The sequence below is a fragment of the Tardiphaga sp. genome (genome assembly GCF_044336785.1).
In the GTDB taxonomy this organism is placed as follows: Bacteria; Pseudomonadota; Alphaproteobacteria; order Rhizobiales; family Xanthobacteraceae; genus Tardiphaga.
In genome coordinates this window covers 1-24,609 of sequence record NZ_JBIIOT010000077.1, presented here as the reverse complement: position 1 = coordinate 24,609, position 24,609 = coordinate 1, and the positions used below count along the sequence as shown (strand labels likewise).

31 protein-coding genes and 2 pseudogenes are annotated in these 24,609 nt (G+C 61.4%); 20 read left to right on the top strand and 13 right to left on the bottom strand.

Annotated elements, in window-relative coordinates; translation table 11 throughout:
- The 4 genes from ACIQ2A_RS19420 to ACIQ2A_RS19405 form a co-directional block, all read left to right on the top strand.
- Positions 1–223, top strand: a 223-nt coding sequence (locus tag ACIQ2A_RS19420; protein ID WP_398482308.1) for a hypothetical protein, incomplete at its 5' end; no start/stop codon positions are given.
- 155 nt (positions 224–378) lie between these two features.
- The gene (locus ACIQ2A_RS19415) at positions 379–1,047 is read left to right on the top strand and encodes a hypothetical protein (protein WP_398482306.1); all 669 of its coding nucleotides are present in this window, start codon (positions 379–381) and stop codon (positions 1,045–1,047) included.
- Positions 1,044–1,850: a hypothetical protein gene (locus ACIQ2A_RS19410; RefSeq protein WP_398482304.1), complete on the top strand. Its 807-nt coding sequence runs from the start codon at positions 1,044–1,046 to the stop codon at positions 1,848–1,850. Before ACIQ2A_RS19415 ends, ACIQ2A_RS19410 begins: the two co-directional genes overlap by 4 nt.
- A gap of 10 nt (positions 1,851–1,860) precedes the next feature.
- Entirely contained in the window at positions 1,861–2,841 is a 981-nt protein-coding gene (locus tag ACIQ2A_RS19405; protein ID WP_398482302.1) for a metallophosphoesterase, read from the top strand.
- Positions 2,842–2,868: 27 nt separating this feature from the next.
- Here ACIQ2A_RS19405 and ACIQ2A_RS19400 read toward each other — a convergent pair whose 3' ends face one another.
- The 4 genes from ACIQ2A_RS19400 to ACIQ2A_RS19385 all read right to left on the bottom strand — a co-directional run bounded on the left by ACIQ2A_RS19400 (position 2,869) and on the right by ACIQ2A_RS19385 (position 4,557).
- On the bottom strand, positions 2,869–3,156 hold the full coding sequence (locus ACIQ2A_RS19400) for a hypothetical protein (protein WP_398482300.1): 288 nt from the start codon (positions 3,154–3,156) through the stop codon (positions 2,869–2,871).
- Between the two features lie 90 nt (positions 3,157–3,246).
- Complete coding sequence (locus tag ACIQ2A_RS19395) at positions 3,247–3,429, bottom strand: YodC family protein (protein ID WP_398482298.1); 183 nt, start codon at positions 3,427–3,429, stop codon at positions 3,247–3,249.
- Between the two features lie 337 nt (positions 3,430–3,766).
- Positions 3,767–4,234, bottom strand: coding sequence for a permease prefix domain 2-containing transporter (locus ACIQ2A_RS19390; RefSeq protein WP_398482296.1), 468 nt, complete (start codon positions 4,232–4,234; stop codon positions 3,767–3,769).
- A complete protein-coding gene (locus ACIQ2A_RS19385) occupies positions 4,231–4,557 on the bottom strand; it encodes a PadR family transcriptional regulator (protein WP_398482293.1) in 327 nt (108 codons plus the stop codon). Before ACIQ2A_RS19385 ends, ACIQ2A_RS19390 begins: the two co-directional genes overlap by 4 nt.
- 497 nt (positions 4,558–5,054) lie before the next feature.
- Here ACIQ2A_RS19385 and ACIQ2A_RS19380 point away from each other — a divergent pair, with 497 nt between their 5' ends.
- The 6 genes and pseudogenes from ACIQ2A_RS19380 to ACIQ2A_RS19355 form a co-directional block, all read left to right on the top strand.
- Positions 5,055–5,360, top strand: coding sequence for a hypothetical protein (locus ACIQ2A_RS19380; RefSeq protein WP_398482291.1), 306 nt, complete (start codon positions 5,055–5,057; stop codon positions 5,358–5,360).
- The gene (locus ACIQ2A_RS19375; protein ID WP_398482288.1) at positions 5,357–5,617 is read left to right on the top strand and encodes a hypothetical protein; all 261 of its coding nucleotides are present in this window, start codon (positions 5,357–5,359) and stop codon (positions 5,615–5,617) included. Before ACIQ2A_RS19380 ends, ACIQ2A_RS19375 begins: the two co-directional genes overlap by 4 nt.
- A gap of 448 nt (positions 5,618–6,065) precedes the next feature.
- Entirely contained in the window at positions 6,066–6,239 is a 174-nt protein-coding gene (locus ACIQ2A_RS19370) for a hypothetical protein (RefSeq protein WP_398482312.1), read from the top strand.
- Positions 6,202–6,330, top strand: a pseudogene (locus ACIQ2A_RS19365) (helix-turn-helix domain-containing protein); the annotation flags it as partial. The gene ACIQ2A_RS19370 and the pseudogene ACIQ2A_RS19365, both read left to right, overlap by 38 nt.
- 77 nt (positions 6,331–6,407) lie before the next feature.
- Positions 6,408–7,517 carry a tyrosine-type recombinase/integrase gene (locus ACIQ2A_RS19360; RefSeq protein ID WP_398482286.1) on the top strand — a complete coding sequence of 370 codons (1,110 nt, stop codon included), beginning with the start codon at positions 6,408–6,410 and terminating at the stop codon, positions 7,515–7,517.
- A gap of 38 nt (positions 7,518–7,555) precedes the next feature.
- Positions 7,556–8,626, top strand: a pseudogene (locus ACIQ2A_RS19355) (ComEC/Rec2 family competence protein); the annotation flags it as partial.
- 6 nt (positions 8,627–8,632) lie between these two features.
- On the opposite strand, the gene lexA reads toward ACIQ2A_RS19355, so the two are convergent.
- From lexA to glp, 4 genes are all read right to left on the bottom strand, one after another.
- Complete coding sequence (gene lexA, locus ACIQ2A_RS19350) at positions 8,633–9,343, bottom strand: transcriptional repressor LexA (protein ID WP_398482284.1); 711 nt, start codon at positions 9,341–9,343, stop codon at positions 8,633–8,635.
- Positions 9,344–9,699: 356 nt separating this feature from the next.
- A complete protein-coding gene (locus tag ACIQ2A_RS19345; RefSeq protein ID WP_398482282.1) occupies positions 9,700–10,278 on the bottom strand; it encodes a GNAT family N-acetyltransferase in 579 nt (192 codons plus the stop codon).
- Positions 10,275–12,650, bottom strand: a complete 2,376-nt coding sequence (locus ACIQ2A_RS19340) for an Orn/Lys/Arg decarboxylase N-terminal domain-containing protein (RefSeq protein WP_398482280.1) — start codon at positions 12,648–12,650, stop codon at positions 10,275–10,277. The genes ACIQ2A_RS19345 and ACIQ2A_RS19340 overlap by 4 nt, the downstream gene beginning before the upstream one ends.
- Positions 12,651–12,789: 139 nt before the next feature.
- Positions 12,790–13,995 carry a gephyrin-like molybdotransferase Glp gene (gene glp / locus ACIQ2A_RS19335; protein ID WP_398482277.1) on the bottom strand — a complete coding sequence of 402 codons (1,206 nt, stop codon included), beginning with the start codon at positions 13,993–13,995 and terminating at the stop codon, positions 12,790–12,792.
- A gap of 117 nt (positions 13,996–14,112) precedes the next feature.
- Here glp and ACIQ2A_RS19330 point away from each other — a divergent pair, with 117 nt between their 5' ends.
- The 4 genes from ACIQ2A_RS19330 to ACIQ2A_RS19315 all read left to right on the top strand — a co-directional run bounded on the left by ACIQ2A_RS19330 (position 14,113) and on the right by ACIQ2A_RS19315 (position 16,319).
- The gene (locus tag ACIQ2A_RS19330; protein ID WP_398482275.1) at positions 14,113–14,433 is read left to right on the top strand and encodes a hypothetical protein; all 321 of its coding nucleotides are present in this window, start codon (positions 14,113–14,115) and stop codon (positions 14,431–14,433) included.
- 28 nt (positions 14,434–14,461) lie between these two features.
- Complete coding sequence (locus ACIQ2A_RS19325) at positions 14,462–14,644, top strand: CbtB-domain containing protein (protein WP_398482273.1); 183 nt, start codon at positions 14,462–14,464, stop codon at positions 14,642–14,644.
- Between the two features lie 12 nt (positions 14,645–14,656).
- Positions 14,657–15,394 (top strand): CbtA family protein, encoded by a 738-nt coding sequence (locus tag ACIQ2A_RS19320; RefSeq protein ID WP_398482271.1) that lies wholly within the window; start codon positions 14,657–14,659, stop codon positions 15,392–15,394.
- Between the two features lie 91 nt (positions 15,395–15,485).
- Entirely contained in the window at positions 15,486–16,319 is an 834-nt protein-coding gene (locus tag ACIQ2A_RS19315; RefSeq protein ID WP_398482269.1) for a flagellar motor protein MotB, read from the top strand.
- A gap of 6 nt (positions 16,320–16,325) precedes the next feature.
- Here the strand turns inward: ACIQ2A_RS19315 and ACIQ2A_RS19310 are convergent, their stop codons facing one another.
- Positions 16,326–16,961, bottom strand: coding sequence for an HAD-IA family hydrolase (locus tag ACIQ2A_RS19310; RefSeq protein ID WP_398482267.1), 636 nt, complete (start codon positions 16,959–16,961; stop codon positions 16,326–16,328).
- Between the two features lie 208 nt (positions 16,962–17,169).
- On the opposite strand from ACIQ2A_RS19310, the gene ACIQ2A_RS19305 reads away from it, so the two are divergent.
- Positions 17,170–17,325 carry a hypothetical protein gene (locus ACIQ2A_RS19305; RefSeq protein WP_398482265.1) on the top strand — a complete coding sequence of 52 codons (156 nt, stop codon included), beginning with the start codon at positions 17,170–17,172 and terminating at the stop codon, positions 17,323–17,325.
- A 251-nt stretch (positions 17,326–17,576) separates the two neighbouring features.
- On the top strand, positions 17,577–17,936 hold the full coding sequence (locus ACIQ2A_RS19300; protein WP_398482262.1) for an H-NS family nucleoid-associated regulatory protein: 360 nt from the start codon (positions 17,577–17,579) through the stop codon (positions 17,934–17,936).
- Between the two features lie 15 nt (positions 17,937–17,951).
- Here ACIQ2A_RS19300 and moaC read toward each other — a convergent pair whose 3' ends face one another.
- The 4 genes from moaC to ACIQ2A_RS19280 form a co-directional block, all read right to left on the bottom strand.
- Entirely contained in the window at positions 17,952–18,482 is a 531-nt protein-coding gene (moaC, locus tag ACIQ2A_RS19295; protein ID WP_398482260.1) for a cyclic pyranopterin monophosphate synthase MoaC, read from the bottom strand.
- An 11-nt stretch (positions 18,483–18,493) separates the two neighbouring features.
- The gene (gene trpC / locus ACIQ2A_RS19290) at positions 18,494–19,288 is read right to left on the bottom strand and encodes an indole-3-glycerol phosphate synthase TrpC (protein WP_398482258.1); all 795 of its coding nucleotides are present in this window, start codon (positions 19,286–19,288) and stop codon (positions 18,494–18,496) included.
- A gap of 13 nt (positions 19,289–19,301) precedes the next feature.
- Positions 19,302–20,315 carry an anthranilate phosphoribosyltransferase gene (gene trpD / locus ACIQ2A_RS19285; RefSeq protein WP_398482256.1) on the bottom strand — a complete coding sequence of 338 codons (1,014 nt, stop codon included), beginning with the start codon at positions 20,313–20,315 and terminating at the stop codon, positions 19,302–19,304.
- A 125-nt stretch (positions 20,316–20,440) separates the two neighbouring features.
- Entirely contained in the window at positions 20,441–22,348 is a 1,908-nt protein-coding gene (locus ACIQ2A_RS19280; protein WP_398482254.1) for a SurA N-terminal domain-containing protein, read from the bottom strand.
- 168 nt (positions 22,349–22,516) lie between these two features.
- On the opposite strand from ACIQ2A_RS19280, the gene ACIQ2A_RS19275 reads away from it, so the two are divergent.
- From ACIQ2A_RS19275 to secG, 4 genes are all read left to right on the top strand, one after another.
- The gene (locus tag ACIQ2A_RS19275; RefSeq protein WP_398482252.1) at positions 22,517–22,879 is read left to right on the top strand and encodes a PepSY domain-containing protein; all 363 of its coding nucleotides are present in this window, start codon (positions 22,517–22,519) and stop codon (positions 22,877–22,879) included.
- Positions 22,880–22,892: 13 nt separating this feature from the next.
- Positions 22,893–23,480 carry a general stress protein gene (locus ACIQ2A_RS19270; RefSeq protein WP_398482250.1) on the top strand — a complete coding sequence of 196 codons (588 nt, stop codon included), beginning with the start codon at positions 22,893–22,895 and terminating at the stop codon, positions 23,478–23,480.
- Between the two features lie 64 nt (positions 23,481–23,544).
- Entirely contained in the window at positions 23,545–24,318 is a 774-nt protein-coding gene (gene tpiA, locus ACIQ2A_RS19265; protein WP_398482248.1) for a triose-phosphate isomerase, read from the top strand.
- Between the two features lie 169 nt (positions 24,319–24,487).
- On the top strand, positions 24,488–24,609 hold a 122-nt coding region (gene secG, locus ACIQ2A_RS19260), incomplete at its 3' end, for a preprotein translocase subunit SecG (RefSeq protein ID WP_398482310.1).

Sequence of the window (24,609 nt, the reverse complement as noted above, 5' to 3'; positions counted from 1 at the left end):
ATCCGATAGGGTGAGTGCAAGAGGGCTAGGTGACAATGGCGCGGGCGATCGAAGAGCTTGGCCGGCTACTGTCGGGAGCGATTTTGTTCACGGAGCGCATCTGACGCTGCGGTGGGATTTCAGCAACATCGCTTACGGGAACGACAGCGCTGGCAAGAAAGCGTTCGGAACGGCAAAAGCCGAGATCGCTTTGGCGGAGCTGAAAACCCGTCGTCTCGGTTAACGCGATTGAAGGCGATGAACCATAGAGTTGCGTCGCCCAGACCGCCTCCTACCACCTGTTGTGGGTCAGCTTTGCAATGGGCCTTGATGTAGAGGCGGTTGCGCAGCGACGCTCAGCTTCCTATTCATAGGCCAGATAATTCGGAGTTTGAGTTCATGTCTGATCGTCCCGCGGTTTTGCCTCCGACGTCGCTCGGCGCCGCAGTTCGCCCTCTAGCAATTATGCCGGACGATGAATACCATCGTCTTTTAGAGGTGATATCGGGCCCTCAGTCGTTTTCTCCATCAAAGCAGACCTATGCTCGCCTTGAGCGCGAGGCACCGAGTCTCTCCGCGAATTTAAATTTCTTGCTGGCCGCGCTGTCTTACTTAAGCTCACAGACCGAACGATTCGAAGAGGCTGGTCAGCGGATCGATACCGTCGTCGATTCGCTTGTTGCCGAGCTCGATGAAGATGCTCAGTGGGGCGATGCCAAGAAAGTTGCCTATGAACGGCTGCTGGAAATATTTACTCAGAATAGACTTGCCAAAAATTATAAGAAGTTGGAGCGACTAAGGACCGGCTTTCTGCCCAATGCAGTGGCCTTTTCTTCGTTTGTGGATTTGCGGCCTAATTTCGCTGACGAGACCACTGAGGCGATCCAGTTTCTCCCGGTCGTACAATTCCGCGTAACAACCGACGCTGACGCCGTTTCCGCGCGCGAGCACATATTTCAACTTACAGAAGATGGTCTGGGTCTTATGAAAGAGGCTATCGAGCGCGTTGAAACCAAGCTGAAGACGCTCAAAGAGGACGCGACGATCAACGCGAAGATTGTCTCGTGAACATACCTATCCAGCCAAGAGACTTTAATGAGGACACCGTCGTTGATCCTAGAATGACGGCCGCTCGGTTCTGGGTAGCTGATCTGACGAAGATCAAAGTTGCGCCGGCTGATGGACGCCGTCTTGGATGGCCCAAGCCGCGAGGTTATCGACGGGGTGGGCGCATCAAGCTCGTCGATACACAGATTCAATACGTCGATCTGACGACCGCAGATGTTACAAAACCGCGGAGCGGAAAACTTTACCATGGGAATCTAGAGTGGCAGTCTGCGTCTCGCGAGGCGCAGGCTCAGGCTCAGTTGCCGGATTATGGATCTGGTTTCCAAGCAGAGTTGGCCCTACCGCATTCGCTCACGCCGTCCAGAAAGCTTGTCGATCTGTGGATCGACGGGATTCAGCGATTTGCGAAAAGCGGAACGCGCTTAGATGTGGAGCTAGGTCTAGAGCGGCTCTCCGTTTCCGAAAAATCAGAAGCTCTTTCACGCCAAATTACTTCGGTCATCACTTCGTTCGCACACTTCAAAAAGTATGAGAATTTTTCGCCTCTGCATCTCGCGGATGCTGGTCGGTGGGACGTAAATTTTCAGATCGTTCTTAGCGAGCATCTACCTTTAGTTCCTGATCGTTCAGACGAGTTTCTATCGTTGCTGCTATCAGAAATTAAGTCTGCTCTTCGGTCAGGATGGACATTAAGTGATGGATCGTGGGGAAGTCTAAACCTGGTCCGTAATGAGGTGGTCTTGCTGCTCAATCGTCAAGACATTCTGGAAGATCCCTCGTTTGAAGCAGGCATTGAACTGTAGGCTGTCCTAGATGTTTAGATTTGTGCATTTCTCGGATCTGCACTTCTGCATTTACCCATTACGGCGAAATCTGCAGTCTCTGCATTTGCGGGGGCTATGGAAACATGTCGATGTCCTTCATCAGCAAGTTAAACAGTTCGATTTGTCCACCGTCGTCAGGCCCTCGAGTTACGATCCAAGGATCACGGCCGCTGTTGCTCGGTTCTGCTACGATAGACGAAATATCATTGACGGTTCGATCATCTCGGGCGATTTAGCAGCCACCGGTAAACCTGTGGATTTAAGAGTCGCTAAGGGGTTTATCGAAGATGCGCCAACCGTTGGTCCCTACGCGAGCTACATCGCGCAGAGCCTGGCCGGCACCTCGCGGCCGATATACATTCTGCCTGGAAATCACGATAAGTACGTAAATGACTCGGGGACTCCAGGATCCCCTCATTTCGACCTGATGCTTGAGCATCACATGCGCAATAAGTACGCTGACGTCGGGTATTGGGCGCAGCGAAAGCCAAATGGTAAAGAGACGATTGCGTGCGTCTACGCGGATTTTTCTCTACGCAATGTTAGCGATGCCCCCGACCCCGCTTTCTATCACGGACAGGGAAAGGTTTATACCGACACGCTTGGCGACCTAGAATTAGTCACTCGAGGCGTAAGGGAAAAGTACGACGATGCGTTGATTTTTTGGCTCATACATTTTGCGCCATTCCACGCAAAACGCACGCTTCACCTTGATGATTGGCACCTAATCGCTCGCTCAGCAAACAGGCTTGGTGTATCTTTTACAATTTGCGGGCACACGCATGAGAAATCAAAGCACGTGATAAACAATCATCTGATCTATTGTAGCGGATCAGCCGGCTCGGTCGATATGGTTGGTAACAGCTTCGTTCACCTAATTGAGGTCGATGTGGCCGGCAGACAAGTCGTTCGCAAGAACTACAGATACTCGCCTGGCAACCAAGAATTTACATTCGACTCCGCTGATTGAATGAGTCACCGAAGATGGAAGCCTGCTTCAGTTAGTGAAGCGTTTGCCGTCGGCTAGGAAGATCACATGGGGTTCTATAACGAAGCCCGGGTCGTTTTCTTCACATGTCGTGATTTCGCCCTGCTTCCACGGCGAGAATACGTTGAGCGGTTCACCAGGCTTTGCGTCGATCATTTTGAGCGTTTGGCCTTCGATTAACACGCGAGCTAGCTCCTCTGACTCCGCGTCGATCCAGCAAGCGTCGCGAAGAGTCGAAGCCTTCCAACTCGGGGAGGCGACATGTTCAAGCGCAGGCGTCAATTTGTAAACGGGCATTTGATAACGCTCCATCGTTACTTCAAGCTCGTCGGGGAAAACAACACCGGTCGCAAGCCGGCCGATGTCGCCAGCGCTATTGGATACCGGTTAATCGAGCTTTTTGAGTACGTTCGGATTGAATACTTCGTACTTGACGGTCCAGACTGTGTTCTCATGGTTGAACCAGACGCACTGGATCTCGCGGCCCTCATCGGGCCGAATGTAGTTCACGGTCATCGTTGGTCCGCCAGATTTCACCCGAACCATGTCGCCTTCTTTAAAATCAGCCACCGCTTCTCTCCTGTGTTAAGCTATGCAGCCACAAGGCGTGATTCGGGACAACCACAACAGATTGGTCTCTGCACTCAATCCACACCGAAAGAGCAGCGTAGCGTGACGTCACGGCGTGACAAAAACAGAATGCGACAGGGTAGGGGAATCGGTTTATCTCCGCGCCGTCCGGCGGGAGGGGACTTCTCGGCGGCTCGTCGAGCCGGCATCGAGGCCTATGCGCGTCTCCCTACGAGCCTCGCTACGGCGAGGGAGATCGGATGGATCTAGCGCGCGATCTGCGCGGTGGTTTGGCAATGAGGCAAAGTGTATTCGCAGCGCTCATACGCCACGCTAGCTATACTCCGAACTTGCCGCGCATGTACGCGATGAACGCACTGACGATGCTCAACCCCAGTACGCGGTGCCAAACTGATGGGCCGACGTTCTTGGCGACGCGGATCCAATAGAGTCGACGCGCGTGAGCCGGACCAAGACGCGCGACGTCAATCTCGAAGAGCTCCTGGAGGTCGCCCAGTGTCGCTTCGCAAGACGCTTTCGGGCTAAACCACTGAAGGATTGCTTCTGCCAACGCCGGCGGCTCCGCTTGCGGTCTCGCGGGCGTGATTGCAATAGGCGGCTCTGCGCTCAAGCGGCCGCGCCGCTGAAGCTCAATCATCTGCTGCTCGATGATATGTTCGACCTGGTGCAATCTTTCGGCTTCTGGGAGGTCCTTCAAGCCGCTGATGACAAACTTTACGTCGCCAAGATGCGCCTCGAACCTATCGTCATTGATCTGGGTAATGCGCCACTGGTGGTTATTCACGCCATCGCTCCTTTCCAATCGAGACCCTCGATGAGTCGATTAAATCCACTCACAGAGGCATTGAGGACTTTCTGTCCGGTTCCGGTAAGCTCGAAATACATTTTTGCGCGGCCGCCCCGTTCGGCCGTCGCTTCGCCCTTTCGGCTCTTCACAAATCCTTTGCTCTCCAGCTTTTCGAGAGTGGCGTAGATCGTCGCCATCGGCACCTCTCTGCCAAGACGCTTTGCGAGATCCTCAAAAATCGAGACGCCATACGCTTCCCCGTTCTTGCGCATGATTGCGATCATCACGATTTGTTCGTTATCCTTGAGGGTAATATCCATCGGTCTGTCCTCTGCTCTTCCCATTGACTCATTCAACATTCACATCATTCACAACATTCAAACGAGCAGTATCTTCTAGATAGCAGAAGATATGACAGAGCGCAATGTTCCAGAAGCTGGAAAATATCGGCGCCCCGGGCGCGCGCCGAGGCGCCCCGAGAGGGGTAGATTTTTAACCAAATCAGTGATGGGATGGTCAGTGGGTGTGAGAACCCTGACCGAGATATAGCCGCGCCATTCCTTGTCAGAATGCCCGCTCGATTGGCGTCGAGAGGGAAGCGGCTGAATAGATGGCTCCGAAAGGACCATCTAACGGACGCGCTTGGCGGCGCGGCTCCGACCGGCAGATTATGGCCGGGGACGAGCGTGCTGTCCAGAGGGGCGATTCCCATCCCCCCTTAAAAGCGTCTCGACCAGTCTCTCGGCTGGTTCTCACCCCCCGGCTGCCCTGTCTGTCACAGGGCACGGCTGTGAGAAGCCAAACCGAGAAGCAAACGATGAACATCACCACCATCGCCCGGAAACGGGCCGTAGAAGCCGTCCCGGCCATTGCCCACGAGCCGCCATGGCGCTTGCCGCCATCGCACCACGCCCGCCTCGCTGGCAGCCCCAGCGCCATCCTGATGCGCCTCCGAGAGGAAGCCGCAGCGGAGATCGATCGCCTACTGCATTTCTTGGACGCCACCGAAGGCGATTCTGACCGCGAAGACGGCGGCGACGATGAGCCGTCGCTCGGCTGGACCCGTTCCGGAGCCGAGGGCAGCGATGACGACTGCGAGCTCGACGGCGAGGTGGCGGCATGACCCCGGTCGAGCGTTGCGAGCGCAACTCCGAGCGGTGGCAAGCCATGGAAACCCCGGTCTACGACCTTGCCGACATGGCTCATGTGACGGCGCAGGTTTGGGGCGACTACCAGAAGGAACTAAAGGGCTATGCCGAGCTGCAAGGCTGCACCGGGCCCGACCTGATCGAGCACATCAAGACGTGGGACCGCTCCGTGAGCTTCATGGTTATGCGCCTCGAGGACATGGCCGAGAAGATGCTGGAGCACTACGAGTGAAAACCGCTCTCGCCATCTTCGACCGTGTGCTGATCGCGCTGGTGTTCGGCTTCCTGACCTTCATCGTCGGGCAGAGCCATCCGATCATCTGGTGACGTCTACTCCACCGGAGGAAAACGCGATGCCCGGGCCAGTCCCGGGCATCACCTAGAATTTGGGGACACCGGAGCGGGGGCCCCAGTACCCAGTGCCGCTGCCCAAAGCAAGTAACAAAAGTGATTTGCGCCCGACAAATTGAGCAAGCCGTCAAGTGGCGTTCCCGTTTGGTGCCGCAATCTATTGTTCTGATTTTGTTACGTTTTATTCACAGGCGGTGTGAATGTCGGGGATAACTAGACTGGTTCGTCGTGGATAACCCGTACCGCACACTTACCCGAGCGGTCCAGTGTAGTTATCCAGAATGTGTCCCGTTAAGTGATTTGCACACGCAAAGCTGAGAGAGGCCAACATGTCGCGCGGTGCGCAAGTTTATCGTCAGACAGACGCGACCAAGCTCATGCGGGCCGTGCGGAAAGCTGGACTCGAAATCGAGCGCGTTGAGGTCGATCAGTCTGGCAAGATTATCGTCATTCCGAAACCCGCTGATGATCGGAGCGCCGATGTCGCATCTTCTGTCGCCTAAGCAAGGTGCGGAGCGACTGCACGTCTCGGTCAAGACCTTGATGGGTTTTGTCGATGACGGTGAGCTCCGGTACGTCAACGTCGGTCGCGGCAAGTTTAAGCGCCGCTGCATGTTCACCGAGCAAGATCTCGCCGAGTTCATCGAGCGCCGCGCAACGAGAGACGTGCCATGTCGGTCTACAAGTCCAAGAAATCGCCGTTCTGGCAGTACGACTTCCAGCACAAAGGTCGTCGGTTTTATGGCTCAACGGAATGCACGACTCGCCGAGAGGCAGCGAAGTTCGAAGGTGTAAAGCGGGAGCAGGCCAAGGCGCTCGTGAAGGCGATGCGCTTGTCGGAAGGGTCTCTGGCAATCGACGATGTCGCGTCTCGTCTGTGGGAGCAGAAAGGCCAGCACGATGCTGCGCCGGACGCTACCGAGGCCAATCTCGCGCGCCTTGTCGAGTTTTTCGGCGGCATGACGCATCTCACCGAGATCGATCACAACGATGCGCAGCGCATGGTTTCTTGGCGGCGCGGGCATCGCGTGAAAGGGCGCAAGAACGCGCCGCTGATTTCCAACGCCACGGTGAATCGCTCGGCCACGAAGGTGCTGCAGCGCCTATTCACTTTCGCCAAGGCAGGCGGCGCACGGTTCGATCATGAGCCGAAGTGGAAAGAGTTGCTGCTGCCCGAACCCGTGGAGCGCGTGCGCGAGCTACAGGACAGCGAGGCGGATGCTTTTGATGGGGCTATGCGCGACGATTATGCGCCGTTCTTCGATTTCGTCAGGGCAAGCGGGCTGAGGCAGAAAGAGTGCATCACTCTGCGGTGGAGCGAGGTCAACTTCGGCACTCGGCAGATCGTTAGGCTCGGCAAGGGTGGCCGGCGCGTTGTTTTCCCGATCACTGACACGATCCGCGAAATTCTGTTCCCGCTCCAAGGGCAGCACGATGAGTTCGTGTTCACCTATGTCGCCGTATACGGCAACAAGAAGCTGGGCAGGGTGAGAGGGCAGCGATACCCGCTCACGCTCACCGGTGCCAAGACGGCATGGCAAAGGCTCCGCGCAAAAGCCGGCGTGAAGGATTTCCGCTTCCACGACTACCGTCACGACTTCGGCACCAAGCTGTTGCGCGCGACGGGCAATCTTAAGCTCGTGCAGAAGGCGCTGAACCACAAGGACATCAAGAGCACCATGCGATACGCGCACGTTCTCGACGAGGATGTGGCGAGCGCGGTGGAGGCCGTCGCAAAATCCCGGAAAAATCCCCGGACTACTATCAAGAAGGTGAGCTAAGTACATGACGCAGCGAATGATATCTGAGCGAGCGTCAAAGCTTCCAGATGTCGTTCGCGGCAACGCTGGGGCTTGTGGCGCTCGTGCAGATCGGCATGCCGGGTCTGTTTGCGACATCGGAAAGCTCGACGACGGCGCGGATTGTTCTGTGGGGTGGGCGTGAACTGGCGTTGTTGCTCTTGGCGTCGCTGGTCGCCGGTCTCGCGACGATGCCCTACGCGGCCTATCATTTTCACCGCGTCACGCCCTATGGCATCATCGCCAATCTGTTGGCGATGCCGGTGGTGTCGGCGCTGGTGATGCCGGCAGGACTGCTCGGGCTTCTCGCCATTCCGTTCGGCTTCGACAGCGTGTTCTGGCACATCATGGAGATCGGCCTGCAATGGATGATTGTCGTGTCCAAATGGGTGGCCGGGCTGCCCGGTGCGATCGGCCGTGTGCCCGCCTTCGAGACGGGGCCGCTGATTGCCGCCAGTTCTGGGATTGTACTGCTCGCCTTGCTGCGCACGCCGTTGCGTTATGCCGGGGTCATTGCTCTCGCGGTCGCTATGGCCTGGGCGGCGGCCAGCAAACAGCCTGACATCCTCATTGCGGGCGACGGTCATAGCGTGGCCGTGCGCGGCCGCGACGGGCGGCTGCAGGTGATGCGCAGCGGCAAGGATGCGTTTCTTGTGAAGGAATGGCTGGCCGCGGATGCTGATGCGCGGCTGCCCACGGATCAGTCGCTCGGCGACAGCGTGTCGTGCGATCCCTCAGGCTGCGTGGCAGCGCTCAACGATGGCGCCCTGATTGCCCTCACACTGCAGCCCGAAGCGTTCAGTGAGGACTGCGAGCGCACGGCGGTCATCGTGACCACGAGGCAGCCGCCGGCCGATTGCCGGGCGATGGTGATCGATCGCGAGGCACTGCAAGGTCAGGGAGCCACAGGCCTGCGGCGCGTCGGGAACGGCTTTGTCGTGGAGGCATCACGCGCGCGCGGTCTGCAGCGCCCTTGGGCGCGGGCACCTGATGATGTCGCAGAAACTGCAATATCGACCGGCCAACGCGCACGCCAGGGACCGGTCGATGCAACGCCGACAGAGACGGATCTCCAGCCGGACGATCACTAAAAGCGCTCAGTAGCGGCGATAGAGGCCGGTGAGCTTGCCCTGGATGCGGACGCGGTTCGGCGGCAGAATGCGGACTTCATAGGCCGTATTCGCCGGCTCCAGCGCGATCGAGGCGCCGCGACGGCGGAAGCGCTTCAGGGTGGCTTCCTCGTCGTCGATCAGCGCGACCACGATGTCACCGGTGTCGGCGCTGTCGGATTTCTGGATCAGCGCCATGTCGCCATCGAGAATGCCGGCGTCCTGCATGGAATCGCCGCGCACCTCGAGAGCGTAATGTTCGCCATTGCCGAGCATGTCCTGCGGCACGCTGATGGAGTGGCTGCGGGTCTGCAGCGCCTCGATGGGCGTGCCGGCCGCGATCCGGCCCATGACGGGCACCGAGATGGTGCGGCCGCCGTCATCCTCACTGGCAACCGGTGCCGGAGCAGAGCGGCTCTTGCCGAGATTGCCTTCGATCACGCTTGGCGTGAAACCGCGACGGCCGGTGGGGGCTGCGGTGGTGAGTTCGGGCAACTTGATGACTTCGATCGCGCGGGCGCGGTTCGGCAGGCGGCGAATGAAACCGCGTTCTTCCAGCGCCGTGATCAGGCGGTGGATGCCGGACTTGGAGCGTAGGTCCAGTGCATCCTTCATTTCGTCGAAGGAGGGCGGCACACCGGCCTCCTTCAGCCGCTGGTCGATGAAGCGGAGCAGTTCATATTGTTTGCGCGTGAGCATCTGAAGCCATCCTTAGTTGGCAAGGCCTTCAAGCAACGATTGTCGGGCCGCCGCGTGTGTTTCAGGACCTCGTTATCGGCGATCAATCAGACCGTCGGTCGAGGGCAGTCACGAGTTTGGGCACTCTCGATTTCACTAAGCCGCAGAATCTCGAAACAAATCATGAACGAACACTATCTGTTCCGTACATGTTCCGCAATGGCTAATTTCGCCTCAAGGATGCGTTTGCTGACCAGAAAACGCGGACCGTAGGATGGGGCGAGCGCAGGCGCGAAGCGCCGGAGTGAAACCCATCATTCCGTCGATGCGGCGGGCTCCGCCGATGGGTTTCGCTGCGCTCTACCCATCCTACAAGATCACAGAATCCGCTCGGACAGCGCCATCGGCGGTGGCGGAGTGGTCACGCCGGCCGCCAGCGATCGCTGCACCATGACCGTGTCGGCCCAGCGGCCGGAACGGTAGGCGACGCCCGCCAGCACGCCGACCCGCGCAAACCCGAAATGATCGTGCAGCCCGAGCGAGGGGGCATTGTCGGCGTCGATATAGCCGATGATCTGGCGGAAACCGGCGGCGGCGCAGACATCGATCAGTTCGCGCAGCAACCGGCCGCCGACGCCTTTGCCGGTGTGCTCGTGATGCACATAGATCGAGTGCTTCACGGCATAGCGATAGGCCGGCCGTTTGCGGAACTGAACCACATAGGCGTAGCCGACGACCTCGCCGCCGCGCGTCGCCACAATGTGCGGGAAGCGCTTGTTCTTCAGGTTCTTGCGACGATCGCGCAGATCGTCGGGCTGCATCGCATCGGCATCGCTGACGCCTTCCTCCACACCCTGGCGGATGTGGCGGCGATAGATCGACAGCATCGCATCGACATCGCTGTCGCGTGATGGCCGGACGATGATCGGGGTGTCGGTCGCCTCTTGCGAACTCACTTGCGGGGATCCCGCTCTTCGGAGACCACGTAGGTGTAGAGCCGGATGCGGCCCGAGGCATCCACCTTGCGATAGATGCCCTGGATTTCGACGTCGAAGCCCGGGAAGGTGTTGAAGCAGGTTTCGAACATCTTGAGATAATCGATCATCGGCTGCGCCCGCGCGGTCAGGCGTTCACCCGGAACGATGGTGGCGATGCCCGGCGGATAGACCACGAAGGGCGTGGTGGCGATGCGGCCGGAGATCTCGTCGATTGGCAGATAGTCGACATCGTTGCGCACCAGCAGGCGCGCGGCGTCATGGGGCGACATGGCAATCTCCGGCAGATGCTGATCCATGAACTGCTTGGCCTGCAGGCCGCTGACATCGGCATTGCGATAGAATTTGTGCATGTCGGCGCAGAGATCGCGCAGGCGCACGCCGGCATAGCGGGCCGGGCGGCGGCGCGCGAATTCGGGGATGACGTCCTCGAGCAGGGCGTTGTCGTCGTGGAAGCGCTTGAAGGCCACGAGGCCAGAGACCAGCGTGCCGGCCTTGCTCGCCTCGACGCCGGGCGTCAGCAGGAAGAGCAGCGAATTGAGGTCGTTCTTCTCGGGCACAATCTGGTTTTCGCGCAGATATTGCGCAACCACCGGCGCCGGAATGCCGTGCTCGGCATAGTCACCGGTGGTGCGATCGAAGCCCGGCGTCAGCACCGTGAGCTTGTTCGGGTCGGTCATCGCGAAGCCGGCTTCCATATTCTGGAAACCGTGCCACTTGGCATCCGGCGAGAGCTGCCAGAAGGCAGGATTGGTGGCGAGTTGATCGGTGCTGATGCTTTCCCACGGCACGCTGTGAACCGCGCCGGACTGCGCGACGTCGGGAATCTCCACACGTACCGGCACGAAGGGCTCGAAGAACCAGCGGCGCTCGGCCCGGGCTTCCTTTTCCTCGAATTCGCGACGCACCGCGCGCATTTTCTTGCGCAGCTCGATGCCGAGACGGATCGTGTCGTCCCACAGCACTTCGCCCGAGCGGCCCTTCATCATCTGCGCGCCCACATCCAGCGATGCGAACAGCGGATAGAACGGCGACGTCGAGGCGTGCTGCATGAAGCTTTCGTTGAAGCGGCGATGCTCGACGCGGCGCTTCTGGCCGCGGATGTGGCGATCCTTCATGTGGATCTGCGACGCCTGCGAGAACGAGGCGAGCTGCTTGTGGGTCGATTGCGTGGCGATGATGCCGGGCGACTCCGGGCCGAGGTCCTTCAGGCCCATGGCGAAGCGGCCGGCATAGAGCGGGTGGAATTTCATGAAGCCTGCCCAGGCTTCGTCGAACAGGATGTATTCGCAGAGATGTCCGATCCGCTTGATGATCATCTCGGCGCTATAGATGGTGCCGTCATAGGTGCATTGTTCGATCACAGCGACGCGGAACGGACGCTCGCGCTTCCAGGCCTCGGGATCGGTGACCATCGGATTGGTGCGGATGCGCTCGCGCAGCGCTTCCTCGCTGAACGCGTCCCAGTTCATCGGGCCAATCAGGCCCCATGGATTGCGCTCGGTCGGCACATAGATCGGCGTGCCGCCGGAGATCATCAGCGCCCCATGCAGCGCCGCCTTGTGGTTGTTGCGGTCGAACAGCACAAGATCACCGTCGGTCACAAGCGCCGACAGCGCGACCTTGTTGGAGGTCGAGGTGCCGTTGAGCACGAAATAGGTCTTCTCCGCGCCAAAAATCTTGGCGGCCTCTTTCTGCGCCTGCAGCGCCGGGCCTTCATGGGTGAGGAGGTCGCCGAGATCGAGCACGGAATTGTCGAGGTCGTCGCGGAACACCGCTTCGCCGAGATGCTCCATGAACACGCGGCCGATTGGCGAGCGGCTGTAGAACACGCCGCCATTGTGACCGGGGCAGGTCCAGAGCTGGTTGCCTTCCTCGGCATAGTCGACGAGGGCGCCGAAGAACGGCGTCTTCAGCGTCTCGGCATATTGCTTGAGGCGGCTGACCAGGTTCTTGGCGATGAAGGGCGGGGTTTCTTCCGACAGGAAGATGTAGCCGTCGATGAAATCGAGCACCTCGACCGGAATGTCCTCGAAGCGCTGGCGGCGGATCAGCAGCATGATCGGGAAATCGAGGCCACGGCGACGCATCAGGTTGATCAGGGCTGCTGTCTTGCCCTCAAGGCCCTTCTTGCCCCAGTCGACCACCATGCAGCCGATGGCGGCATCGGTCTGGACCGCGATGGCCGCGTCTTCCAGTTTGCGCGCCTTGACCACTTCGAAGCCGGATTTCTCGATTTCCTCGACGATCTGGTTGAGGCGGACTCCTTCCAGATCATCGGCATCGAAGGTCGGCATGGCGAAGAGGAAGTTGAAGCGCTTGAAGTAATCCATGAACGGGCACCGAATCTGTTGTCTGCGCTCTCTGTCGCCGCGTTACGTGACAACTTGGTGACCGAGGGCCGGCGGAATTTATGATGGGCTATGCCCCGGCGGGCAACGCCTGAGGAACGTGTCGGTTCGCGGTATTCCGCTAAGTCGGAAGGCGAATGATCTGGCAGGGATCGCCGGCCTTGGCGGGCGGGGCGTTTGGCGGGCGCACCAGCAGGCCTTCAGCCACGGCGAGATTGCCGAGCAGCGAGGAGTCCTGCTTCGTCACCGGCGTCGCCACCAGTTTGTCATCTTGCCATTCGAGGCGGGTGCGCAGGTAATCCTCGCGGTGGTCATTGGCGGCGAGATCGCGCCCGAGGATGGCGGCTTCGCGAAAATGCTGGACCTCGCTGCGGCCCGCCAGCGCGCGCAGCAGCGGCACCATGAACAGGAAGCCGCAGACATAGGACGAGACGGGATTGCCGGGCAGGCCGATCACCCGCATGGCACCGCGGCGGCCATGCATCATCGGCTTGCCCGGCCGCATGGCGATCTTCCAGAACGCCATCCCGACGCCAGCCTCGATCAGCGACTGCTGCACGAGATCGTGGTCGCCGACAGACGCGCCGCCGGTGGTGATGAGGACATCGACGTTCAGTTCGATAGCGCGCCGGATCGCGGCGGTGGTGGATTCCAGCGTGTCGCGGGCGATGCCGAGATCGATCACCTCGGCGCCTTCGGCGCGCGCCAGCGCACGCAGGGCATAGCCGTTGGAGAGCACGATCTGGCCGGGGCCGGGCGTGGCGCCGGGAAGCACCAGTTCGTCGCCAGTGGCGAGCATGGCGACCACCGGGCGGCGGCGCACCGGGACATGCGGATGGTTCATGCCTGCGGCCAGCGCGAGGTCACGATCGGTAAGGCGGATTCCTGCGCGCAGCAGCACATCGCCTTGCTTGAAGTCCACGCCTGCGGCGCGGATGTGCTTGCCGGCTGTGGCTGCCTCGTTGATCACGACAATGTCGCCGTCACGCGTCGTGTCTTCCTGAATCACGATGCCGTCGGCGCCCGCCGGCACGACGCCGCCGGTGAAGATCCGCAGCGCTTCGCCGCCGGCGAGAGCACGGTCGAATGGCCTGCCGGCGGAAATCTCGCCGATCACGTTCAGCCGGGCGCCCAGCGTCGCATCCGCGGCGCGCACCGCATAGCCGTCCATGGCCGACATCGCCTCCGGAGGCTGCGTGCGCAGCGAGGCGACATCACGCGCCAGTACGCGGTGAAATGCGTCTTCCAGCGTGACGGTTTCCTCGGGCAAGCCTTCGGCACCGTTCAGGATCGCAGCCATGGCGTCGGTGAAGGGCATCAGGGCCATTGGCGGATCTCCGGATTTGCGTGGATGCCCGTCTTAAAGGAGCAGGCGGGGGAGGCAAGCGTCGGTTGTGCCGGTGGCGGGCTTGGGAATTGCTCCTGATGCCGTTACCAGAGAGGCATGACCGACGGGTACGATATGGGCGCTGGCGATGTCTTGCGCTGGCGCAGCGATGTGGACGCATTGTCGTTCCAGCCAGAGGGGCATGGCGGCGTCTGCATGGTGCATAGGCATGCGTTCCGGACACTGCTGAAGCACATGCCCACGCCGGAAGAATGTGCGGCGTTCTTTCACGCGCAGGAAACCGCGTTCCAGTTCGCAGCCCGCGCCAAGATCGCCCATACGCGCCTTCCTCCCGACGCCAATCTGCATCTGACCAGCCGCGATCTTGCCCGCGCCATGGCGAAATTGGCGGTCGCATCAAAGGAACAAAGCGGTTAAACTGCCCGCAGAATTGACGAGGAATCCCATGCAGCAGACCCAGACCGCCCAGCTCTCCACCGCCGCGATCGACGCCAATGTCGTCGTGCAGGCCGTTCTCGCCATGGCGCTCGGGCTGTTCGTCGTCGGCGTGGTCGGCTTCTCGCATATCAGCGCCGTCCACAATGCGGCCCATGACGTGCGTCACGCCAACGCCTTTCCCTGCCACTGATCTCTCAGGCTGATGTCCGTTTTTCGTTCGATCGTATTCTCGGCGGTGCTCGCCGGGATCGTTGCTGGTGCGGCCACGACGGCCGTTCAGATGGTCGGCACCGTCAAGCTGATCCAGCAGGCCGAGGTCTATGAGAAGAAGGCCGAGGCACCGGCGCCTGCTGCAACGCCAGCAGCCGCGCCCGCGGCGTCCGGCCACGATCATGGCGGACATCAGCAGGCTGCCGCCCATGATCACGGCGGCGAGTGGGAGCCCGAAGAGGGTTTTCAGCGCAATGCCTTCACGGCCGGCGCCAATGTTCTGACCGCTATCGGTTTCGCGCTGCTGCTTGCCGGCATCTTTGCGCTGCGCGGCCGTCCGGTGGACTGGCGCGAGGGCCTGTTCTGGGGCCTTGGCGGCTTTGTCGTGTTCGTTGCCGCACCCGGTCTCGGACTGCCGCCGGAAGTGCCCGGCCAGCCGGTGGCCGATCTGACCCTGCGCCAGACCTGGTGGATCGCGACGGCTGTCGCCACCGCAGGCGGCCTCGCGCTGCTGGTGTTCCGTCGCGCCTCCTGGGCCGCGCTGCTCGGCCTGGGGCTGATCGTGCTGCCGCATCTGATCGGCGCGCCGCAGGCGCCCGCCGGCCATACCGAGGTGCCGGAGTCGCTGGCGCACAGCTTTGTCGTCGCGGCCACCATCACCGGCCTGATTTTCTGGGCGGTGCTCGGCGTGGTCACCAGCCTCGCTTACGGGCGTATTGCACGAGCCTGAGCGGTATCCCGTTAGTTGGCCGTTAAGGCTGGGGGTATATGGGTAGTCTGGTCGCATGGCGTTGCATCCGTCGTGCGGATGAAGACACGCCATGCTCACAACCAAAGCGTCCAAGGGTAAGCGGGGTGACCACGCCACGGGCCACGGCTGGTTTGTGACCTTTGCCGATCTGATGAGCCTGCTCATGTGCTACTTCGCCATGATGCTGGCATTTTCCCAGCCCGATCGCGGCAAGATGGCGATTGTCGCCGGCTCGATGCGCGAGGCGTTCGGCGTCAAGCATGAAGCGCGCTATGCCGGCGTGATCGAGCTCGATGGCCTGCCCACCCGCGGCAAGGTCGCGCATGTGGATCACGTATCGCCTGAGCATGCGAGCGGCACGCCTGGTGCCGACGGCGAACCTTCAACCGATGTCGCGCTGGCGGCCGAGCGCAATCTGCTGCGCGCCAGTAGCTCATTGCGGCATGCGCTGCAGGATGCGCCGGATCTCGCCGCGATTTCCAAAAGCCTGATGTGGGAAGACACGCCGCAGGGCGTGAATATGCAGATCACCGATCAGGAAGGGCGCCCGATGTTCGCGGACGGCTCCAGCGTGCTGACGGCGCAGATGCAGCGGCTGATTGAGCGCATGGCGGCGCCGTTGAAGGCGACGTCGCTGCGAATTTCCATCACGGGCCACACGGCCGCCGGCGGGCCGCCGGGGCAGGGCTATCGCGATGCCTACGACCTCGCATGGGATCGCGCCAACGCCGTGCGGCAGATCCTGGCGCGTGAAGGTTTTCCGAACGACAGGTTGTTCCTGGTCGCGAGCAAGGGCGACAGCGAGCCGCTGTTTCCCGATACGCCATCGGCGGCGGCCAACCGGCGCGTTACGATCACGCTGATCCGCGAAAGCCCGGCACTGCCGCCGAACCTCAAGCCGTAGCTTTGCTCAGACGCCGAGTGCCTTCAGCGTTTCGGCGACGGTGGTCGGCGAGGTGACGTGGACGGTCTGCAGCCCGCGCGTGCGGGCGCCATCGATATTGGCTAGCGAGTCGTCGAAGAACAGGATGCGGCCGGCCGGCGCGCCGATTTGCGCCACGACGTGATCGAAACTCTCGGGCTCTGGCTTGCGCATGCCGATCGAGGACGACAGGAACACGTCGCGGAAGTGACCGAGCAGATCGGCATGGGCGATCGAAAAATGCGCCACATGGGCCGGATTGGTGTTGGAGAAGGCATAGATCGGCCAGCGCTTTGCGGCGCGTGGAAGCAGGTCGTCAATTCCAGGCATCGCACCGACGAAAATGGCGTTCCAACCCTCGAGGAATTGCTCCGGCGATATGTCGAGGTCCAGCTCCTGGCGGAGATGGGCGAAAAAGGCCTCGTCTGAAATCTCACCGCGCTCGTGCTGCATGTAGACGTCATCCTGCGCGAGAGACGCAACGACGTTGTCCGGAACACGACCGGCATGGTTCATCCACACCTGCATCACGCGTTTGAAATCGATGTCGATCACGACGCGGCCGAGATCGAACAGCAGGGCATCGATGGAGGAAACGTCGAAGGCCGAGGTGGATGGAGTCATCTGTGTGCGATTCCGAACGATGTGAGCAGTTTGGATCAGCTCGATCTAACATTTTGAAAGCACGAGCCTATCACCGTTTCATGACGGCCGCCGCGATGCGTGATCAACCCATCTGTTGCGCTGCACGCATAGGAGGTGTTCGAAACTTCAAATGTTATTAGACGTAAATGGTTTGTTACAAAGCTATTATTGAAGAAGGAATTATTGGATGTTCACGTTGATCGCTCTGGCCGTCGTTACGATCGGCGGCCGTTTTCTGACAAAGCTTTATGAGCGCCATCTCGATGCGCAGGTCGGCCCGTGGATCGTGCATGAATTGCAGCCGCAGCGAATCCAGGCGCAACGTCGGATCGACTGCCGTTAAGCCTGTTACCCCCGACTTCGCCGGTATTCAGGTTACCCACAAAGTTACAATTCGCATGCGTAATTACGTATGCAGCATTTACGCTTGGACGGCGGACGGTTGGTAGCTCTGATGCCGCCACGCTCGCCGACCCGGATGTCTCATCCTCCCGCCCGGTCGCTTGAACGTGGTGCCGGGACCGCCGCCAACACCCCCCATGCTCGCGTGCGGTCCCGGTCCATTTTTTCGCGGAAGCGACGAGAGGGATCGGGATGGCGACAGGTTACAATTTCAGCGCGATGTCGATCGATGCGCTCTGGCAGATCCACGAAGAGCTGCGCATCGTGCTGGCGGCCAAGATGGCGGCCCAGCGGCAGGAGATCGATGAGCGGCTGCGCGATCTCGATCAGTTTTCGGCGTCGTCTCAACGCGCGGTGACGGCCCTGCGCCCCAAGGCCGGGCCGTTCTATCGCAATCCCGATCGACCGACGCAGGTCTGGTCGGGCCGTGGGCTGCGTCCGCGCTGGCTGGTGTTTCAGCTCGCGGCGGGGCGAAGGCTCGATGAGTTTCGGATCGAGGCAGATAGCAGCATCGTCGATGCCGACGATGCGCGGGCGCAAAGACACGGCTGATCAGTTAGCCTTTGATCAGTCGATGGCGTTGTCGGTCACCAGATAGTGGCCGGACTTGCCGCCCTTCTTCTCGACGAGATGGATGCCCTCGATCTGCACGCCGCGTTCGACGGCCTTGATCATGTCGTAGATGGTGAGGCAGGCCACCGACACCGCGGTGAGCGCTTCCATCTCGACGCCGGTGGGGCCGGTCACCTTCACGGTCGCGCGCACGCGGCAACCCGGCAGCTTTTTGTCGGGAGTAATGTCCACGGTGACCTTCGACAGCGCCAGGGGATGGCACAGCGGGATCAGGTCCGATGTCCGCTTCGCGGCCATGATGCCGGCGATCCGCGCCGTGCCGAGCACGTCGCCTTTCTTGGCATTGCCGGACTCGATCATATCGAGCGTGGCCTTGCTCATGATCACGAGGCCTTCGGCGACCGCGACGCGTTCGGTGGCGGGCTTGGCCGACACATCCACCATGCGGGCTTCGCCAGAGGAGTCGATATGGGTGAGGGCGGGCGCCTTGGGGTGATGCGTTTTGGATTTCGTTTTCCTGGCCATGATGACTGTGCCTATGCGCGCTTCAACAGCGTCTTGGTCGCGGCCGTGACATCCGCCTGCCGCATCAGGCTCTCGCCGACCAGGAAGGTCGAGATGCCGACGCGCTCCAGCCGCGCCAGATCATCCGGCGCGAAGATGCCGCTTTCGCCGACCTTGAGCCGGTCTTGCGGCATCATCGGCGCCAGCCGTTCGCTGGTCGCAAGCGTCACTTCGAAGGTGCGCAGATTGCGGTTGTTGATGCCGATCATCGGCGAGCGCAGGTTCAGCGCGCGTTCGAGTTCGGCCTCGTCATGGACTTCGAGCAGCACGTCCATGCCGTGATCGATGGCGGCGTCCTCGATGTCGCGAGCGAGCGCATCGTCCAGGGCGGCCATGATGATCAGGATGCAATCGGCGCCATGGGCGCGCGCCTCGACCACCTGATAGGTGTCGAACAGAAAATCCTTGCGCAGCACGGGCAGTTTGGTGGCGGCGCGCGCGGCCACCATGAAATCGATATGGCCCTGGAACGACGGCGTATCCGTGAGCACCGAGAGGCAAGCCGCCCCGCCGTCTTCATAGGCCTTGGCGAGCGTCGGTGGATCGAAGTCGTCGCGGATCAGGCCCTTGGAAGGCGATGCCTTCTTTACTTCGGCAATCAGCGCGAAGTCGCCCTTGTCGAGCTTGCGGTGGATCGCCGTCATGAAGCCGCGCGGCGGCGATGCGGTCCTGGCCAGCGCTTCGAGCGTGGCGAGCGGATGCTCGCGCTTCGCCTTGGCGATTTCCTCGCGCTTATAGGCTTCGATCTTGGTGAGGATGTCGGACATATCGTTCGATCCGTCAGGCGTTGGAGACGGCCACGAGTTGCTTCAGCTTGGCGAGCGCCGCGCCGCTGTCGATGGACGTCTGGCCCATGGCGACACCTTCCTTGATGTCCCTGGCCTTGCCGGCAACCAGCAGTGCTGCAGCGGCATTGAACAGCGCCACGTCACGGAACGCGCTCGGCTTGCCATCGAGCACCGCCTGCAGCGAGGCGGCGTTGGCCTTGGCATCGCCGCCCTTGAGCGATTCCGGAGTGACATAGGGCAGGCCGGCATCTTCGGGCCTGATCTCGAAATTGGTGATCTGGCCGTTCTCCAGCGATGACACGAAGGTCGGGCCGGTGAGGGTGATCTCGTCAAGGCCGTCGGAGCCGTGCACCACCCAGGCTCGCGCGGCGCCGAGATTTTTGAGGACATGCGCCAGCGGCTGCACCCATTGCCGCGAGAATACGCCGACCATCTGGTATTTGACGCCGGCCGGATTGGAGAGCGGGCCGAGCAGGTTGAAGATGGTGCGGGTGGCGAGCTCGACGCGGGTCGGGCCGACATTCTTCATGGCCGGATGATGTGCCGGCGCGAACATGAAGCCGATCCCGGCCTCGGTGGCGCAGCGGCTGACATCGGCGGGCTTGAGATCGATGTTGACGCCGAGCGCGGCCAGCACGTCGGCGGCGCCGGATTTCGACGACAGCGCGCGGTTGCCATGCTTGGCCACCGGCACGCCGCAGCCGGCAACGATGAAGGATGCGCAGGTCGAGACGTTGACGGAGCCCGAGCCGTCACCGCCGGTGCCAACGATATCGACGGCGTCGGCAGGCGCGGTGACGCGCAGCATCTTGGCGCGCATCACTTCGACGGCACCGGTAATCTCATCCACGGTTTCGCCGCGGACGCGCAGGCCCATCAACAGCGCGCCCATCTGCGAGGGCGTCGCTTCGCCCGACATCATGCTGTCGAAAGCGGCCGACGATTCCTCGCGCGTCAGCGAGGCGCCGGTCGCGACCTTGGCGATAATGGCCCGAAGATTGTCCATGGGATGCTTCCGAAAGTGATGCGATGCATTCTTGTAGGATGGGTTGAGCGTCAGCGATACCCATCACCGCAGGCGCCCGGCCGTGATGGGTATCGCTTCGCTCAACCCATCCTACGATCTTGAGATCAGTTGTTGCTCGTCGCGCCGGTCGCCAGCGCAAACGCTTCCTGATTGATCTTGGTACCGACCTGCTGCTCGAGCTTGGTGATGTATTGCGCCACCAGTTCATCGGTCAGCCCGCGCTGCAGGCTTTCCTTCAGCTTCTTGGCGTCATCCGAGGCCATGTCGACGGTCGGCGCCGTGATGTCGATGATGCGGTACACGATCCAGTCCGACGTGCCGGCGCCCGGCGCCTGGCCGGCGGCATCCTTGACGCCGCGGAACACGGCCTGGATCACGCCTGGCGAAAGATCCGCCACGGTGGCATCGCGCTTGAAGGGCGCCGAGGTGATCACCTTGAGGCCGGCCGCTGCCGCTTCGTCGGCGAGCTTGGCGCCGCCTTCGAGCTTCTTGACCATGTCCTCGGCCTTGGTGCGCAGGCGCTTGGTGATCTCGTCCTCGCGCCAGCGGGTTTCGACCTGCGCCTTGACCTCGTCGAGGGTACGGTCGCGTGCCGGCGTGATGCCGAGCACGTCGTACCAGATGTAACCACCGCCGACCTGGATGGCGTCATTGTCCACGCCCACATCGCTGTTGAAGGCCTGCGCAACGATATCCGTATTGGCTGGCAGGCCGGTGACGGGCTTGCCATCCGGAGCTTGGCCCGAACGATCGACCGCCTCGATGGTGACGGCCGACAGATTCAGTTTCTTCGCGGCATCGACGATGTTGGCACCGCCGCCGCGCTCGTCCTCGACCTTGTTGTGCATCTCGTTGACGACGGCGCGCGCGCGCTCGATGGCGAGGTCGCGCTTGATGGTCGCGGCGACGCTGTCATAGCTCGGCGTGGTGCCGGCCTGGACCTTGCCGACCTTGACGATGGTGGTGCCGAAACGGCCGGTCACCGGCTGGCTGATCGAATCCGGCCCCAGCGAGAAGGCGGCATCGGCCACGTTCGGATCGAGAATGCCGGCGCGGCTGACCAGGCCCAGTTCGACGTCGGCCGGTTTCAGGCCGCGTTCCTTGGCGAGATCGTCGAAAGAGAAGCTGTCATTCAGCTTGGCGCGGGCCGCCTGGGCTTCTTCGGCATTCGGGAACACGATCTGCGAGATCTGGCGCTGTTCCGGCGTCGAGATGCGGTCCTTGCGATCGTCGTAGAGCTTCTTCGCGTCCTCGTCCGACACCGTGGACCACTTCGCCATTTCTTCCGGCGTCAGCGCGAGGAAGGCGATCTTGCGATATTCGGGGGCGCGGAACTGGGTCTTGCGCTCGTTGAAATAGGCGGCGAGGGCTTCGGGCGAGGGCGCCTCGATGGTACCGGCCTGGGCGGCGTCGAGCTTCACGTAATCAATGGTGCGCGTTTCGTTCTGGTAACGGCTAAGCGCCTCGACCATGGGCTTCGGCGTATCGACGCCGGAGGTGACCGTGGAGGCGATCTGGCGGCGCAGCGAAACCTTGCGCTGCTCGGCGATATAGCGCGCCTCGGTATAGCCGAGCGAACGGATCACCTGCTGGAAGCGGGCGCCGTCGAACTGGCCGTTCATGCCCTGGAAGTTCGGATCGGCCATGATCTGGCGCAGCACTTCCTGATCGGACACGCCGAGGCCCTTGCGGCGGGCATCTTCGTCGAGAGCGGCTTCAGCGATGACCTGCTGTAGCACCTGGCGGTCGAGGCCGAAGGCGCGCGCCTGATCCGGCGTCAGCGGACGGCCGAACTGACGGCCGATCTGCTGCAGCTTGTCGCTGAACAACTGGCGGAACTGCTCGGTGGTGACATCGGTCGAGCCGATGGTGGCGACCTTGGTCTGGCTCGAGCCCTTGAAGGCGTCGCCGATGCCCCAGACGCCGAAGCTGACGATCAGCACGCCCATCACGACGGTCATAATCGTCTTGCCAATCCAATTGGATGACGCTTTGCGCATTCCTCGAAGCATGGGGCCAATCTTGTCTGTCAGGAGGGGAACCGGCTTGCGCCAGCGGCTGGAGCCGCTTGCAGCCATCGCCGAATAGGACGCGCATCATAAAGTGGCAACCCCCCCGTCGCAACCGGACCGGACGGGACGGATTGAAGCGGTTTCAGGCGCTTGGCCGGGTTTCAACCAATGGAACTTTTGTCCGATCTACCGCTTGATGCGGCAGGTCAAAAGACCGGTCGGGGAGGTAAGATGCGGATTCGGGTGCAAGCGGGGGTGGCCATTGCCGGCCTCTGGCTGGCGCTGTCGCCGGCATGGGCGCAGCAAAACCCGGCTATGGAAAATCCGAGCGTGGCGCAGCCGCTGGCCGCTGGCGCCAACAGTTTTTCCGAAGGACAGGCCCGTGACCTGTTGAAATCCCAAGGCTATTCCGACGTTTCCCAGCTCATGAATGACAGCCAGGGGATCTGGCGCGGGACCGCCATGAGCGGCACCAAGCGGGTCCGCGTCAGCGTCGATTTCAAAGGCAACGTCTTGGCGCAGCCGGAGTGAGGCGGAAGAGCTCATGACCAAGGTGACGATTTCCCGCCTGTTCGATGATTACGCCGACGCGCAATCGGCGGTGAGCCAGCTGCGCGAAGCCGGCGTTGCGGACGACGACATCAGCGTCATCGCGAACAACGCCGACAAATGGTACGCGCCCGATTATGCCGCGGGCGCGGGTAAGGGGGCGGCCATCGGCGCTGGCTTTGGCGGATTCGGTGGCCTGCTGGCCGGGTTGGGCCTGCTGGCGATTCCCGGTCTGGGTCCCGTCGTGGCCGCCGGCTGGTTTGCAGCAGCTGCCACGGGCGCGGCCGTAGCCGGCGCCGCTGGAGGTGCCATCGGCATGTTGGCGGAAGCTGGCGTCGCGGTGAACGAGGCCGAGGTCTATGCCGAAAGTATCCGCCGCGGCGGTTCGCTGGTCAGCGCCAAAGTCCAAGCGGACGATAAAGACAGGTTCGAGGCGATCCTGAATCCGTCCTCTGTGGATATCGCCACCCGTCGCAACGAACTCACGGCGACCGGCTGGCATGGCTTTGATCCCAAGGCGCCGGACTTGACGGCTGATGAGATCAGCCGTCACCGCGGCAAGCGCGGCACCGGGCCAGCTTGAGCCCTCCGTCCGGCTCTGTTAGCTCAAAGGCCTCGTCACATCCCCTTGTTACAGGAAGCACCTCATGACCGATGCCGTTCGTCCGTTGATCGCTGGCAATTGGAAGATGAACGGCCTGAAAGCGTCTCTGAGCGAGTTCGAGGCAATGCTTCGCGGTGCTCCTGAAGTCTTGGAAAAGGCTGATCTTCTGGTTTGTCCGCCGGTGACGCTGCTGGCTGGTTTTGCTGACAGAGCGTCGAGCTTCGGGCAGGAGGGCAAACACACGGTCACGGTAGGCGCGCAGGATTGCCACGCCAAGGCTTCAGGGGCCCATACAGGTGATGTCGCGGCCGAAATGCTGGCCGATGCGGGCGCGACTGCCATCATTGTCGGCCATTCCGAGCGCCGTGCCGATCATGGCGAGACCGACGCCGTGGTGCGCGACAAGGCGCTGGCCGCCTGGCGTGCTGGCGTCATGGCAATCGTTTGCATCGGCGAGACCCAGGCTGAGCGCGATGCGGGCAAGACCCTCGATGTCTGCGGGACCCAGCTCAAGGGCTCGCTGCCGGATGACTGCACCTCAGGCAACCTGATCGTGGCCTATGAACCGGTCTGGGCGATCGGTACTGGCCTGACGCCGACTGCCAAAGATGTTGAGCAAGTTCATAAGTTTATCCGCGAACACCTCAACCAGCGTTTCAAGAACGAGGGTCCCTCGATCAAGATCCTGTATGGCGGTTCGGTGAAGCCTTCAAATGCCAAGGAACTCATGGCGGTGCCGAATGTGAATGGCGCATTGGTCGGTGGTGCCAGCCTGAAGGCGGCGGACTTCCTGGCAATTGCCGCCGGGTGTCCATAAATCCCCTCTAAAGCTCTGGCCGATGTCGTCGCATGGGGAGGTTTGCGATTGCCGCCCAAAGGGTTGGCAATTTCAACCTTCCTCGTGTAGACACCTGCAGATTCAAACCCCGTAAGCACTGGGACTGCAGCCGGCGATCGGCGCGGCGTGCTTGCGATGGAAGGACACGATGCAAAGCGTCATTATCGTTATCCACCTCATGATCGTGGCCGCCCTGATCGGCGTCGTTCTGCTGCAGAAGTCCGAAGGCGGTGGCCTGGGTATCGGCAGCGGTGGCGGTGGCGGCGGCGG

Coding starts and splice junctions, on each gene's coding strand:
- ACIQ2A_RS19300 (WP_398482262.1), top strand. CDS start 17,577: ATGGCGACAGGTTACAATTTCAGCGCGATGTCGATCGATGCGCTCTGG.
- glp (WP_398482277.1), bottom strand. CDS start 13,995: ATGGCCCTGATGCCCTTCACCGACGCCATGGCTGCGATCCTGAACGGT.
- ACIQ2A_RS19385 (WP_398482293.1), bottom strand. CDS start 4,557: ATGGATATTACCCTCAAGGATAACGAACAAATCGTGATGATCGCAATC.
- lexA (WP_398482284.1), bottom strand. CDS start 9,343: ATGCTCACGCGCAAACAATATGAACTGCTCCGCTTCATCGACCAGCGG.
- ACIQ2A_RS19370 (WP_398482312.1), top strand. CDS start 6,066: ATGTCGCGCGGTGCGCAAGTTTATCGTCAGACAGACGCGACCAAGCTC.
- ACIQ2A_RS19280 (WP_398482254.1), bottom strand. CDS start 22,348: ATGCTTCGAGGAATGCGCAAAGCGTCATCCAATTGGATTGGCAAGACG.
- ACIQ2A_RS19375 (WP_398482288.1), top strand. CDS start 5,357: ATGACCCCGGTCGAGCGTTGCGAGCGCAACTCCGAGCGGTGGCAAGCC.
- ACIQ2A_RS19315 (WP_398482269.1), top strand. CDS start 15,486: ATGCTCACAACCAAAGCGTCCAAGGGTAAGCGGGGTGACCACGCCACG.
- trpD (WP_398482256.1), bottom strand. CDS start 20,315: ATGGACAATCTTCGGGCCATTATCGCCAAGGTCGCGACCGGCGCCTCG.
- ACIQ2A_RS19360 (WP_398482286.1), top strand. CDS start 6,408: ATGTCGGTCTACAAGTCCAAGAAATCGCCGTTCTGGCAGTACGACTTC.
- ACIQ2A_RS19400 (WP_398482300.1), bottom strand. CDS start 3,156: ATGCCCGTTTACAAATTGACGCCTGCGCTTGAACATGTCGCCTCCCCG.
- ACIQ2A_RS19270 (WP_398482250.1), top strand. CDS start 22,893: ATGACCAAGGTGACGATTTCCCGCCTGTTCGATGATTACGCCGACGCG.
- ACIQ2A_RS19415 (WP_398482306.1), top strand. CDS start 379: ATGTCTGATCGTCCCGCGGTTTTGCCTCCGACGTCGCTCGGCGCCGCA.
- ACIQ2A_RS19380 (WP_398482291.1), top strand. CDS start 5,055: ATGAACATCACCACCATCGCCCGGAAACGGGCCGTAGAAGCCGTCCCG.
- ACIQ2A_RS19325 (WP_398482273.1), top strand. CDS start 14,462: ATGCAGCAGACCCAGACCGCCCAGCTCTCCACCGCCGCGATCGACGCC.
- ACIQ2A_RS19320 (WP_398482271.1), top strand. CDS start 14,657: ATGTCCGTTTTTCGTTCGATCGTATTCTCGGCGGTGCTCGCCGGGATC.
- ACIQ2A_RS19275 (WP_398482252.1), top strand. CDS start 22,517: ATGGAACTTTTGTCCGATCTACCGCTTGATGCGGCAGGTCAAAAGACC.
- ACIQ2A_RS19310 (WP_398482267.1), bottom strand. CDS start 16,961: ATGACTCCATCCACCTCGGCCTTCGACGTTTCCTCCATCGATGCCCTG.
- ACIQ2A_RS19340 (WP_398482280.1), bottom strand. CDS start 12,650: ATGGATTACTTCAAGCGCTTCAACTTCCTCTTCGCCATGCCGACCTTC.
- moaC (WP_398482260.1), bottom strand. CDS start 18,482: ATGGCCAGGAAAACGAAATCCAAAACGCATCACCCCAAGGCGCCCGCC.
- tpiA (WP_398482248.1), top strand. CDS start 23,545: ATGACCGATGCCGTTCGTCCGTTGATCGCTGGCAATTGGAAGATGAAC.
- trpC (WP_398482258.1), bottom strand. CDS start 19,288: ATGTCCGACATCCTCACCAAGATCGAAGCCTATAAGCGCGAGGAAATC.
- ACIQ2A_RS19405 (WP_398482302.1), top strand. CDS start 1,861: ATGTTTAGATTTGTGCATTTCTCGGATCTGCACTTCTGCATTTACCCA.
- ACIQ2A_RS19330 (WP_398482275.1), top strand. CDS start 14,113: ATGACCGACGGGTACGATATGGGCGCTGGCGATGTCTTGCGCTGGCGC.
- ACIQ2A_RS19305 (WP_398482265.1), top strand. CDS start 17,170: ATGTTCACGTTGATCGCTCTGGCCGTCGTTACGATCGGCGGCCGTTTT.